Raw genomic sequence first — 12,018 nt, forward strand, 5'->3', positions numbered from 1 at the left:
GCGCGTCCGATGCCTGGCGTGGAATTGAGGCCTTGGTTGCCGGCCTTTCGGAAACGGATCGGCATGCCATTATGGGAGCAACGGCCCAACGCATCTACGCTTTAGGCGCGCCAAATTTCGATCCGCGTTGACGCCTTTCGACGTCCGAGGTGGAAACCGGATCGGCTGGTGGGCCGCTCGTGCTGATAAAATATGCTATTATACTGACGGCATGTTTTATCAGCTGCGGTCATTTTGCGGCGGCAAAACTGCTCTAGCGAATCGTTGTTGCCCCAAAGACGCATTCCCAAGAGCAGGTTTTGTATTCTTGGCGACAGTCTCTACCCCTGCTAGTCTTACACATACTGTAGACTTGCGCACAATCCGAACCGCAGCTTTTATCCTCGCCGGCGTCTGCTATGGAACTTTCATCGATGTTATTCTTGGAAGTCACACTGCATTGATGAGTATAATCCGATAGATCCGATGCCGCCGTTATGTTGCCGCATTGTTCGGTTGCAACCGAGGGTACATTTACAAAGACAATAATGACGATAGAAGCTAAGGTTGAGATTGATATGTAGCGCATTGGTGCTCCTCCAGCCGATGAATTTACTGAAGAAAATGAAATTAATACACCATTTACTCTTTCGTTATTTTCAGGCAATCGATGTCGTCTGAAGATGCTTCTTCACCCATGTATCGACAGGTTTAGTTATATCGATGACGGTGCTGCTGTCTTGTGCTATGTTTTGTTCAGCCTGCTGCAAGAATTGCAGCGGTGATGCCGGAGGCTGCCGATGCGTTACCTGAACTCCGCTCACTATATCGACGTGATGGCCAAGACCGGTTCGATCCGCGCCGCCGCGGAATTGCTCACCATAACCTCGACAGCGCTCAACCGGCATATATTGGCGATGGAGGCCGAACTGGGCGTTGCGATTTTCGAGCGACTGCCTCACGGCGTGCGATTGTCCAGCGCCGGCGAACTTCTAGTGCAGCACATGCGCAACCAGTTATCCGATATGGAGCACGTGAAATCGCAGATTGCAGCCCTTGCTCGCGCGCGACCTGGTAATACACGGATTGGCCGTCGCCGACAAACAAGCGCCTCGATACCTTGCCTTTCCCGTCGCGTGGGAACGGCAGCGGCGCTTGCCGAACGTGGCCACCTTCTAGTGACCGCTTCGCGCCGCGTATCGGCCGTTCAGATCAGGTCGCCGACGTTTGGCTTAGACGGCATTATGTCCGGAATTGTCCCAAAGCGGACCTTCCTTCGACCCCTGACCGCGCACTCATGCAGGCAATCCGGCCTTGATGAGCCCGTCGCCGAGAAGCTCTCGGTCCTCGGCGCGTTCAAGGAGGACGCTCTTGCGCATGTACTCGGCTGTCGAGAAATCGGGCTGCAACCTCAGGACCTCCGCCACTGCTGCCTGTGCCGCTTCGGTCCGTTCGAGCTGGGCGTAGCAGGCCGCCAGCCGTGCACTCGACCACGAGCTTGGCAGGTGCATTTGTTTGAACGCCTTAGCGGCCTCTGCAAAGCGCCGAAGCGAATAAAGGGCGACGCCGAAGTGAACATCGTACCAGCGAAAGTGTAATGGGTTCAGGCGACCGGCAGCTTCCAAGCAAACCAGTGCTTCTTCCGACCTGCCACGAAAGGCCAGCAAGCGGCCCTTCATGATCAGTCCGTCTGCATCATTGGGGTTCAGGTCGAATGCCCGCCGGAGATATTGTTCGGCCATGTCGTACTCACGACGGTAGAGACAAATGGTCGACAGTATTCGGTGGCAGCGGCTCTCCAGGGGGTCAAGTTCGAGCGCGTGCCTTGCCTCGGTGAACGCCGCATCCAGCACCTCGGTCGGCGCTGCGGCGTGACCGTTCTGTGCCACCTTCACGAATGCACGATAAGAATGCGCCACGGCATACCTGGGATCGAGGGCAACCGCCTTCTCGAACATCTCGAGGGCTTGCTGATTGGCAGTGTTAAAGTGGGCCATGCCGCGCAGGAAACAGTCGTAGGCGACAAGGCTGGTCGTCGGCTTTCGGAGCGATTGCTGAAGTCTCGCATCCTCAATTCGCCCGACCAGCGTCGACACAATGGTCTGCGCAACTTCGTCCTGCACCGTGAAGATGTCGTCGAGACTGCGGTCGTAGCGTTCGGCCCAAAGATGCGCCCCGGTTGCCGCCTCAATTAGCTGGGCGGTGACCCGTACGCGTGCCCCGGCCCGCCGCACACTGCCTTCGAGAAGATAGGACACACCAAGCCTACGACCGATTTCTGCCATCTCGACCGACTTGCCGCGAAAGGCGAAGGAGGAGTTGCGGGCGATCACGAACAGCGAGCGGAAGTGAGCCAGCCCGGTGACGATGTCTTCGGTGATCCCGTCGCTGAAGTAGGTCTCTTCCGGCTGACCGCTCAGATTGTCGAAGGGAAGCACTGCGATGGATGGCCTGTCGGGGAGGTGTAGTGGCGCGCCGGCGGCGGCCAGCGCCGGTTCCTTGGACCAGCGCCACACGCGCACCGGCTGGGCGATGTTCTTCAGCGTGCGCTCGCCGGTATCTTCAAAGGCGAAGTCAGTCTTGCCAGCCAACTGTTTCTGCACCGCATCAGCAATGCAAATGCCGCCCGGATCCGCCAATTGCTCGAGACGCGCCGCTACGTTCACGCCGTCTCCGTAGATGTCTCCGTCTGGCTCGATCATGACATCGCCGAGATTGATGCCGATTCGAAGCTGAAGCATCTGCGATGGGTCCGCGGTGAGGGAACCTTGGAGCTCTACAGCGCATCGGACCGCCTCCACGGGGCTCGAAAACTCGGCCAGGAGCCCGTCGCCGGTCGTCTTGAACACACGTCCCCGATGCTCGGCCACCTTTGGTTCGATCAGATCGTGCCGAAGACTTTTTATCCTAGCGAGGGTGCCCTCATCGTCCCTGCCCATCAGACTCGAGTAGCCGACCACGTCCGCTGCGAGAATCGCTGCAAGACGCCTTTCAACCTTCTGGTCGGCAGAATTGGTCATCTCAGCTCCGAGAACCGAGGTATTTGTCCGACCAAACGTTGACGACTCGGAGGGGCTTCGTCCAGTGCCTATTTCGCGAACCCTCCAAGCTCGCAGTTGCCAGGAGTGCCCCGCTAACTATGCGACATGATCAGAGCGTCGCTCGCGCTGCAGCGGCTGCGCTGCGGTTAGGCGCGTTAACGCCCGCGTAGGGCCAGATGTTGACCTTCGCGAAAGTCAGCTTCGCGCCTCATCTCGGTCGTTGCCGACAGATTTGCCACTGATTGAAAGCGGACATCGCGGCGACCACGCTGGTCGTCGCTCGCGACTCAGCGCGATCAAAGCCACCACGGCCGAAACGAGAGTCGCCGCCGTACCCCGATTTGGATTGTGCGTCAGTGCATTGGCAGAATGTTCTGGTTGAGGCGGAACAGATTGTCCGGATCGTATCTGTGCTTGATCTTGGCGAGCCTCGCATAGGCCTCGACTCCCAAGGCGTCGCGCACGAGATCCGCTCCTTCGCCATGGCCGGGGAAGTTTAGATAGAGGCGGCCGGTCGAGTAGCGCTGCATGTCCTGCCAGAAGCTGCGAACCCAGCCGATGTTCGCATCGTCCTCGTCAGCGCCTGGCCAGATCGCATCAATGCTCAGCATGAACGGCATTGAACGGTCGCCGAAGGCAGTCTCATCGGCTGTAACGCGCTGGACGAAACCGCCGAACTTCCAGATCGAGGCGAAGGTCATTTCGGAGGGGCGCTTCGCCATCCGCGCGGTAATCTCCCCGATGACGTCGTCGTCGAGGCGCGAGAGGTAGGTGGATTTCCAGTAGCAGCGGTCGCGACCTTTCGGGAACAGGCCGTCATAGAGCGACTGGATGGTGCGATACGGCATGCGACCGCTGAAATCGACGAGCGGTTCGCCAAAGCTGCGCAGCGGAGCAACGACGCGCTCGCCCTCGTCGGCCGGTCCGTCATAGACGTGCGCGAGCGCCAAGACGCGCCGGCCCCTTGCATGCTCGGGAATCGAGGGATCGTCGGGCAGGGTAGAGAACTCGGCCAGGCCGCTCAAGCGGTCGGGTGCTGTCTGCATGAAGTCGCGCCAGAGCGGAATGATCTCGTTGGCGCGCTCTTCGGGATAGGCCGGTCCGCACAACATCAGCTCCGGTTCGATCGGGTGCAGCTTGAACTCGAAGCTCGTCACCACGCCGAAATTGCCGCCGCCGCCGCGCAGCGCCCAGAAAAGATCCGGGTTCTGCGTCGCGTCGGCATGGATGAGGCGGCCATCGGCGGTCACCAGATCGGCGGCCAGCAGATTGTCGACGCTGAGACCGTGGCTGCCGCGCAGCCAGCCGATGCCGCCAGAAAGCGTCAGGCCCGCAACGCCCGTCGCCGAGATGAGACCGCCCGGCGTGGCGCGGCCAAGCGGGGTGGTGGCCGCATCGACATCGGCCCAGGTGGCGCCGCCCTCGACGAAGGCACGGTCGAGGCCGGGCGCGACCCGCACGCCCTTCATCAGCGACATGTCGATCATCAGCCCGCCGTCGCAGACGGCGTAGCCTGCAACATTGTGGCCGCCCGAGCGGATCGCGATCGCCAACCGCTGCTCGCGCCCGAAATTCACCGACGCCACGACATTGGCAGCATTCCGGCAGCGCGCGATGAGGGCGGGACGGCGGTCGATCATGCCGTTCCAGACGGCCCGCGTCGCATCGTAGGACGGGCTCGACGGCTCCAGCACCTCGCCGCGCATCGTTGAACGGAAGCTTTCGATGCTCGATGGTGCAAGGGTGGCGGCGGTGGCCATGTGGTGGTCTCCTCGTTTCACGCACGCACGCATGCTAGCGCGGCGCGGGCTCGGCCGCTAAAGTCGAAAGTGCTGGAAGGCGGTCATTTCTGCCATGATTGAACAGACCAGACCATTGAATGTGGCGATCCTTGCCGCTCCGGAGGCTACCGCCTCCACGATCTACGGCATGTTCGACTTGTTTTCCTCGCCCGGCAGGGATTTCCTGTTCATCACCAGCGGAGCCGCGGGCACGCCGCGCATGCGGCCCTATGTGGTTGCCGGGGACGGCAGCCCGTTTCGCGCGGCAAACGGCATCTGGGTGCGCCCGGACCACGCGCTTTCCGATTGCCCCCGCCCCGACATCGTCTGCATCCCCGATTTCTTCGTCAATCCAGGCGAAAGCGTCGCCGGGCAGTATGATGCCGAGGCCCTCTGGCTGAAGCGCGCGCATGACGACGGCGCGATGCTGGCCAGTGCATGCTCGGGCGCGGTGCTGCTCGGCGAGGCCGGCCTCCTCGACAATCGCGAGGCCACCATTCACTGGGGCTATGTCGAGACGCTCACGAACAACTACCCCGGCGTGAAGGTGAGGCCGGACCAGTCGCTTGTGCTGAGCGGCGAGGCGCAACGGGTGGTCATGGCGGGGGGCGGCTCGAGCTGGCAGGACCTCGCCCTCTATCTCATCGCGCGCTTTGTCGGCCTCAAGGAAGCGATGGAGGTCGCCAAGGTCTACATGCTGCAGTGGCACGACATGGGCCAGCAGCCCTTCGCCGCGCTGATGCGCTTTCGCCAGACCAGCGACGCGGTGATCAACCGGTGCCAGAGATGGGCGGAACTCAACTACCAGACGCCGTCGCCCGTCGCAGCCATGACCAAGTTGTCAGGCCTGTCCGAGCGCTCCTTCGTGCGCCGTTTCGCGAGGGCTACGGACATGAAGGCGATCGACTACATCCACGCGCTCCGGCTCGAGCAGGCCAAGCAGATGCTGGAGACGGGCGGTCTCCCGGTCGAAGCGGTGGCGAATGAAGTTGGCTACGAGGATGCGAGTTTTTTCGGGCGTCTCTTCCGCCGCAAGGTCGGGTTGACGCCGGCACAGTATCGCATTCGCTTCGGTGCACTCCGGCGAGCGCTGAGCCGCGATTGAGTCTCTTCGGGACGCGATGCCGATATTCCGCTCTGCGCCTCCATTAGGTCATTCGTGCCAAAGCTTCTTTGCTCCTAAAACCCGCCATTGGTCATCTGGCCGGCGACGGCTGCACCGTCGCCTCGCGCGATATGGAGAGCCCTCCGAGAAGCGGCGCGTACGCGACGAGCCTGCGGGATACGAACTCGGTGAAGAGCCGCACGCGCTTCGTCTTGCGTGTCTCCCCCTGTGTGAGAAGCCAAACCGTTCCGTACATGTGCAGATCGGTACCCGGCACCCTCACCAGCAGGGGGTCGGCATCGCCAATGAAACACGGCAGTGTCGTCATCCCGAGCCCTTGCCGTACAGCAGCGATCTGCGCCTCGCCGTCCGTGGTCCGGAATGGAACCTCCGTGGTGCGAACCTCTCCCTCGCTGGCCCAATCCGGAATTCCATGAAGGCTTATGACGATCCACCGGATGGGATCCGGCGCGCCCGCACGCCACGCGGCCAGTCGATCGCGGGACATGTAGACGCCGCCGAACAGCTCCGGTCCCTTCAGGCCATGAAGATTGAGCGGCAGGGTTTTGCGGTCGTAAACGACGCGGATCGCGACGTCGGCCTCTCGGTTGGTCAGATTTGCCAGTTCGCCGGACGACAAGATTTCCATCTCGATGTCCGGATGCAGACGCGCGAAATCGGCGAAGTCCGGCATGAGCAGGTATGTCGCGAGAGTCGGAGCCAACGTTACTCGTAGAAGCCCGCGCACGCTCTGATCGCGACCGAAGACGCGCGTCTCCAGCTGGTGCGACGACACTTCCATCTGTTCCGCGAGCTCGAGGACTTCCTCCCCCGCAGCCGTCAGGCGATAGCCCGAAGGCAGCTTTTCGAACATCTGCGCCCCCAGGCGGTCCTCGAGTTGGGCGATGCGTCGCAGAACGGTCGCGTGGTTCACATCGAGGCGTTTGGCGGCGGCCCGCACCGAGCCTCCGCGCGCGACGGCAAGAAAGTAGCGAACGTCATCCCAGTCGATCATGGTGCAATCCGGCACCGCGCGGTGCGCCTTCCAAAGCCCATATCTAGCACATCGGCCATAGGTATGGCGACTGTCACGCTCACATCAGTCGCCCAGCCGGATCGATTTCGCACCACCGATGTGCGCGCTTGCGCACTGAACGCCTCACTCCGGCGGACCCATCTTCAGCGTCTCGGGGGCCGCTCGAGCAACCAGAGACTTGAGACGGCGAACAAGGAGTCTGCACGACATGACCAGATTGAATGGAAAGACCGCCGTCATCACAGGCGGCGCCACCGGCATCGGCCGCGCCGCGGCGAAGCGCTTCATCGAGGATGGCGCCTTCGTCTTCATCTTCGGCCGCCGGCAGGAAGCGCTCGACGCCGCTGTGGCGGACCTCGGGCCCAATGCCCGCGCGGTCAAGGGCTCGGTCTCGAATGAGGCCGACCTCGACCGGCTCTGCGCGGCGGTGAAGGCAGAGCGCGGAAGCCTCGACATCGTCTTCGCCAATGCCGGGGCGGGAAGCCCGCTTGCGCTCGGCCAGATCACCGCCGAGCACATTGACGAAACCTTCGACACCAATGTGAAGGGTACGATCTTCACGGTCCAGAAGGCGCTGCCGCTGATGGGCAAGGGCGGTTCGATCATCCTGACCGGGTCGAGCGCCGGCACCACGGGCGCTCCGGGGTTCACTGCCTATAGCGCGAGCAAGGCGGCAGTGCGCAACCTCGCGCGGACCTGGGCGGAGGACCTGAAGGGCACCGGCATCCGCGTAAACGTGTTGTCGCCCGGGGCAACGGCGACCGAACTCGCGAAGGAAGCGCTGGGTGAGGAGGGCCAGAAGGCCTACGGCGCGATGACCCCGCTCCAGCGCATGGCCGATCCCGCCGAGATCGCGGCGGTGGCTGCCTTCCTCGCGTCGTCGGACAGCAGCTTCATGACCGCCAGCGAGGTCGCCGTCGACGGCGGCCTAGCGCAACTCTGACCCGCGTCGCGATCCCGCGTCTGGGCAACACAACGAAGGATAGAACATCATGAAAAAACTTGAAGGTAAAATCGCAGTCATCACGGGCGGAAGCAGCGGGATCGGGTTGGCCACCGCCAAGCGCTTCGTGGAAGAAGGTGCGCAGGTCGTGATCGTTGGGCGACGCGAGAAAGTCTTACAGGAGGCCGCGGCCCTTATCGGGAGAAACGTCACAACAGTCGTAGGCGACGTCTCGCGCCTGGAAGATCTGGACCGGCTCTACGCCACCGTGAAAGAGAAACATGGTCACATCGACATTCTCTTCGCAAACGCGGGCGGCGGGACAATCGCGCCGCTCGCGGCAGCTACTGAGGCCCATTTTGACCAGACCTTCGATGTAAACGTGAAGGGGTTGTTCTTTACGGTGCAGAAGGCGCTTCCCATCTTTAGAGACGGCGGATCGATCATTCTGAACTCTTCGGTCTCGAATGTGATGGGGCTGCCAGCGTTCAGCACCTACGCAGCAAGCAAGGCGGCTGTTCGCAGCTTCTCGCGGTCTTGGACCCAGGAGCTGAAGGACCGCAATATCCGCGTCAATACGATGAGCCCTGGCGCCATCGAGACTCCCGCCTTGGCGACAACGACCGGCCTTACCGCTGAGCAAGCCGAGCAAGCGGTCGCGCAGTTTGCGTCACAGATCCCAATGGGTCGCAGGGGCAAACCAGAGGAAATCGCGGCTGCTGTCACGTTCCTCGCCTCCGATGAAAGCTCCTACATCACCGGTATAGATCTCGCCGTCGATGGTGGTTGGGCGCAGGTCTGACTTCGGCATTACACAAGATCAGGGAAACATCATGAGCTACGCAATTATCGGCTTCGGCAATATCGGCAAGGCCCTCGCCAAGGCGTTTGCCCGCAGCGGCATCGAAGTATCCGTTGCGACCACGCGCGACCCGGAAAGCTTTGCGTCGGAGGCGGCAGCGATCGGACCGACGATCATTCCCAAAAAGCTGGCGGACGCGGTCAAGGCGGACATCATCTTTTTGGCTGTTCGTTTCGAGTCGCACCCGGATGTCGCGAAGGCGCTGCCCACCTGGCAGGGGAAGACCATCGTCGATGTGACCAATGCTTACGGCGTGCCCTCTGAGGAACTGGGAGGACAGCCTTCTTCCAAGTTCATCGCGCAGGCTTTCTCGGGTGCAAGACTGGTCAAGGGCTTCAACCATTTGATCGCTGCCACCCTCGACCAAGATCCGGCCGTGCATGGTGGCAGGAGAGTCGTGTTCCTGGCGAGCGACGATGACGCTGCCGCGGCGGAGGTTGGTGCGCTCGCGCAAAATCTCGGTTTTGCGCCGATCAAACTTGGCGGGCTGTCGGATGGTGGGCTGCTCGTCCAGGCGCGCGGAAATAGCTGGGGTCATCTGATCTTCAAAGACCTGGTCAAGTTCGACTGATGAACACGACGTGCCCACCGGCGGGGCCACGATGCATGGATCGGATCGAGCACGATGCGATCCATGCGAAATGGAGAAATTCCCATGAGAATTGAGAAGAACATCCAGACAGTGAAGGACTTCTTCGCCGCGATCGGCCGCGGCGACAGGGGTGCTCTGCTGGCGCTGGTCACCGAAGACATCGAGTGGATCATTCCGGGCGAGGACTGGCCGCTGGCCGGAACGCGCCACGGACACGCCGGGCTGGCGGATTTGCTCGAGACGGCATCCAAGTCGATAGAAACGTCCACCGAACCCCGGGAATTCGTAGCGCAGGGGGACCGGGTGCTGGTCGTCGGCTTCGCGAGGGGGAAGATCAAAGCCACGAACAAGACGTTCGAGGACCACTGGATCTTCGCCATCACCGTCCGGGACGGCAGACTGACCAACATCCGGGAATACGTCGACACACAAGCACTGGCGCGCGCCGCGCAGGTGGGCGCGGCCGGGCCGGCACAGCGCTGGCCATCTTCGGCCATCGGTTCGGGGTAGACGGTAGATCAGCCGAAAATCGCCCCATTGTACGCCACGCGTTCGTCTAATGCCCAACCGCAAAGGAGATTCCGATGTACGACCAATCCAAGGTATCCGAGTTGATCCGGTTCGCACGTGTAGATGCGGGCTCCACTGTCATTGACGTCTACCCAGGCGACGGCGATTGGACGCGCCTGTTCTCCGACGTCGTAGGCCCCGAAGGTCGGGTCTACAGTTTCGTGCCTGCCGAAGTCGCCCACTTCAAGAACGATCCGGTCGGAAGCATGCGGACGCTTGCGAAGGAGCCGGGCCGAGAGAACGTCGATGCCGTCTCGGCGGACCTCGTCGCGATGCCGCAGGCCACGCAGCCAGCGGATGTGCTGTGGCTGCACCTGTTCTACCACGATCTCCACACCGCCCTAATCCAGAAGGGGGGTGCGACGGCGGCCGACTTCAATCGAGCCGTCTACGAGCGGCTGAAGCCCGGTGGGTCCTACGTCATCGTCGACCACGCCGCCGCCGCTGGGTCGGGCACGAGCGATACTCAGGCGCTGCATCGGATCGACCCCGCGTCCGTCCGCGAGGAGGTCGAGGCCGCCGGCTTCGTACTGGACGCGGAAAGCACCATGCTCGCGAACAAGGACGATCAGCATTCGATCAAGGTGTTCGATCCCTCGATCAAGGGCCAGACCGATCGCTTCGCCTATCGGTTTGTGAAGATCTGACACTGAGCTAGTCGCCAACGATGAGGTCGGCACTCGTGCGGGAGACGCCTTTGACAAGGGCGACGACCGATTGTGGGTTGGTTTCCGAACGACGGCTTACCGCAGACGTCGGTTAGAACCGGATCGTCCGCTTCCGGCCCAAAGGCTGCCGGGCCGCAATGCGCCTATGGCACTCATTCCTACAGTCCCGTCCATTCGTCAAAACTGGACATGGCTGTTGCAGAGGTCACACGCTGCTTTGTGCCATGAGTCGTCATTAAACGCTTGGACGAGCCGCGTGACTTAGGATCGGCCAACCAAAACCCCAACCCTCCCGGCCACCAGTGCGCTGAACCGAGTGGACTCTGTCAAATGGGCGTTCTTCAATCGCGATCCGCTACCTTTGTGGAGCCGCGGTCGTCTCGTCCTGCTGGGCGACGTCTGCCATCCGATGAAGCCTCATATGGCGCAGGGTGCAGGCATGGCGATCGAGGACGCAGCAATGCTGGCCCGATGCCTGACTGAAACCGAAAGGCGGCTGAATAGGAGAGAACGCCATGGTCACTATTGAATCCCCCACAGGGCGGCGGCGGGACGCAAGGCGAGCCGTACCGTCCGTCGCATTTTGGCGCTTCTACACGGAACCGCTGCTGCCGCTCTGTGGCTACCGCGCTTTTGGGCACAACGAAGGCAGCTCGCTTTCCTCGCGTCGATGAGCACACGCGAGCTTCAGGACATCGGCCTGAACACCTGCGACATTGCCAACGCCCTCGCGCAGCCAAATGACCAGGATCCGACAGTGTACCTGGCAATTGTCGCCCGCGAGCGCAGGTTGGGCAGGCAGGCTTAGGGCATTGGTCAAAGACTTGAACGTCCAACCGCCTCGGACAAGTCTGCCATAGTACCCGGATCTGGGGCGGCGAAGAGCCGGTTCCTGCGCTGGCGCTTCCGTTGTCCTCACTCCGTTCCGATCTGTATCGCAAGAGCAGAACCGCAATCACCTGAGGCGCTGGATCGCCTTGTCAATGCGAAGCGAGTTGGCTTCGGTGACTGCCGACATCGATGTCGAACTGGCACGCCACGTCCTTGAGCAACTCGGCAACCGCTTGAACCGCGCTGCATAAGGGCAGATAGTGACGCCAGGTGTTATCTTTTCTGCTATGACCGCCAGCAAGTCGTAGGACAACGACAGATCCGGTGTGCGGAGCAGTCTCATGCACGTTATCGATTCTCACTTGCACTTTCAGGACCGCGTCCGCTATCCGCTGTCGTTCCCGCCGGCGGTAGGAGATAGGCTCGATCGCGACTTCACACCCGAAGACCTCCGTCCGTCGCTGGTTGAGTGCGGCATAGACAAGACCATCCTCGTCCAGTTGCACAACGATATCGACGAGACCGAAGACTATCTCGACATCGGCAATAATGTCGACTTCATCGTTGGCGTCGTAGGCTGGGTGCCACTCGCCGATCCCAAACAATGCGC

10 protein-coding genes and 3 pseudogenes are annotated in these 12,018 nt (G+C 61.6%); 10 read left to right on the forward strand and 3 right to left on the reverse strand.

What is annotated here, in order from left to right; all coding sequences use genetic code 11:
• Positions 1-815 precede the first annotated feature (815 nt).
• A pseudogene (locus AC04SH_RS33835) lies at positions 816-908 on the forward strand (helix-turn-helix domain-containing protein); the annotation flags it as partial.
• A gap of 366 nt (positions 909-1,274) precedes the next feature.
• Here the strand turns inward: AC04SH_RS33835 and AC04SH_RS33840 are convergent.
• On the reverse strand, positions 1,275-2,999 hold the full coding sequence (locus AC04SH_RS33840; protein WP_488577988.1) for an adenylate/guanylate cyclase domain-containing protein: 1,725 nt from the start codon (positions 2,997-2,999) through the stop codon (positions 1,275-1,277).
• Positions 3,000-3,373: 374 nt separating this feature from the next.
• Positions 3,374-4,780: an FAD-binding oxidoreductase gene (locus AC04SH_RS33845; protein ID WP_488577989.1), complete on the reverse strand. Its 1,407-nt coding sequence runs from the start codon at positions 4,778-4,780 to the stop codon at positions 3,374-3,376.
• Between the two features lie 94 nt (positions 4,781-4,874).
• On the opposite strand from AC04SH_RS33845, the gene AC04SH_RS33850 reads away from it, so the two are divergent.
• Entirely contained in the window at positions 4,875-5,906 is a 1,032-nt protein-coding gene (locus AC04SH_RS33850) for a GlxA family transcriptional regulator (protein ID WP_488577990.1), read from the forward strand.
• 91 nt (positions 5,907-5,997) lie between these two features.
• Here AC04SH_RS33850 and AC04SH_RS33855 read toward each other — a convergent pair whose 3' ends face one another.
• On the reverse strand, positions 5,998-6,921 hold the full coding sequence (locus AC04SH_RS33855; RefSeq protein ID WP_488577991.1) for a LysR family transcriptional regulator: 924 nt from the start codon (positions 6,919-6,921) through the stop codon (positions 5,998-6,000).
• Positions 6,922-7,150: 229 nt separating this feature from the next.
• Between AC04SH_RS33855 and AC04SH_RS33860 the strand changes: the two genes are divergently transcribed.
• The 8 genes and pseudogenes from AC04SH_RS33860 to AC04SH_RS33895 form a co-directional block, all read left to right on the forward strand.
• A complete protein-coding gene (locus tag AC04SH_RS33860; protein ID WP_488577992.1) occupies positions 7,151-7,885 on the forward strand; it encodes an SDR family NAD(P)-dependent oxidoreductase in 735 nt (244 codons plus the stop codon).
• A gap of 49 nt (positions 7,886-7,934) precedes the next feature.
• Entirely contained in the window at positions 7,935-8,687 is a 753-nt protein-coding gene (locus AC04SH_RS33865; RefSeq protein ID WP_488577993.1) for an SDR family NAD(P)-dependent oxidoreductase, read from the forward strand.
• Between the two features lie 31 nt (positions 8,688-8,718).
• Positions 8,719-9,318, forward strand: a complete 600-nt coding sequence (locus AC04SH_RS33870; protein WP_488577994.1) for an NADPH-dependent F420 reductase — start codon at positions 8,719-8,721, stop codon at positions 9,316-9,318.
• Between the two features lie 84 nt (positions 9,319-9,402).
• Positions 9,403-9,849, forward strand: a complete 447-nt coding sequence (locus tag AC04SH_RS33875; protein ID WP_488577995.1) for a nuclear transport factor 2 family protein — start codon at positions 9,403-9,405, stop codon at positions 9,847-9,849.
• A gap of 74 nt (positions 9,850-9,923) precedes the next feature.
• Positions 9,924-10,556 (forward strand): class I SAM-dependent methyltransferase, encoded by a 633-nt coding sequence (locus AC04SH_RS33880; RefSeq protein WP_488577996.1) that lies wholly within the window; start codon positions 9,924-9,926, stop codon positions 10,554-10,556.
• A 349-nt stretch (positions 10,557-10,905) separates the two neighbouring features.
• Positions 10,906-11,064: pseudogene (locus AC04SH_RS33885) on the forward strand (FAD-dependent monooxygenase); the annotation flags it as partial.
• 96 nt (positions 11,065-11,160) lie between these two features.
• A complete protein-coding gene (locus AC04SH_RS33890) occupies positions 11,161-11,385 on the forward strand; it encodes a YjiS-like domain-containing protein (RefSeq protein WP_477345204.1) in 225 nt (74 codons plus the stop codon).
• 364 nt (positions 11,386-11,749) lie between these two features.
• Positions 11,750-12,018, forward strand: a pseudogene (locus AC04SH_RS33895) (amidohydrolase family protein); the annotation flags it as partial.

It is taken from the genome of Mesorhizobium sp. CNPSo 4688 (genome assembly GCF_057784295.1).

Coding starts and splice junctions, on each gene's coding strand:
- AC04SH_RS33840 (WP_488577988.1), bottom strand. CDS start 2,999: ATGACCAATTCTGCCGACCAGAAGGTTGAAAGGCGTCTTGCAGCGATT.
- AC04SH_RS33845 (WP_488577989.1), bottom strand. CDS start 4,780: ATGGCCACCGCCGCCACCCTTGCACCATCGAGCATCGAAAGCTTCCGT.
- AC04SH_RS33850 (WP_488577990.1), top strand. CDS start 4,875: ATGATTGAACAGACCAGACCATTGAATGTGGCGATCCTTGCCGCTCCG.
- AC04SH_RS33855 (WP_488577991.1), bottom strand. CDS start 6,921: ATGATCGACTGGGATGACGTTCGCTACTTTCTTGCCGTCGCGCGCGGA.
- AC04SH_RS33860 (WP_488577992.1), top strand. CDS start 7,151: ATGACCAGATTGAATGGAAAGACCGCCGTCATCACAGGCGGCGCCACC.
- AC04SH_RS33865 (WP_488577993.1), top strand. CDS start 7,935: ATGAAAAAACTTGAAGGTAAAATCGCAGTCATCACGGGCGGAAGCAGC.
- AC04SH_RS33870 (WP_488577994.1), top strand. CDS start 8,719: ATGAGCTACGCAATTATCGGCTTCGGCAATATCGGCAAGGCCCTCGCC.
- AC04SH_RS33875 (WP_488577995.1), top strand. CDS start 9,403: ATGAGAATTGAGAAGAACATCCAGACAGTGAAGGACTTCTTCGCCGCG.
- AC04SH_RS33880 (WP_488577996.1), top strand. CDS start 9,924: ATGTACGACCAATCCAAGGTATCCGAGTTGATCCGGTTCGCACGTGTA.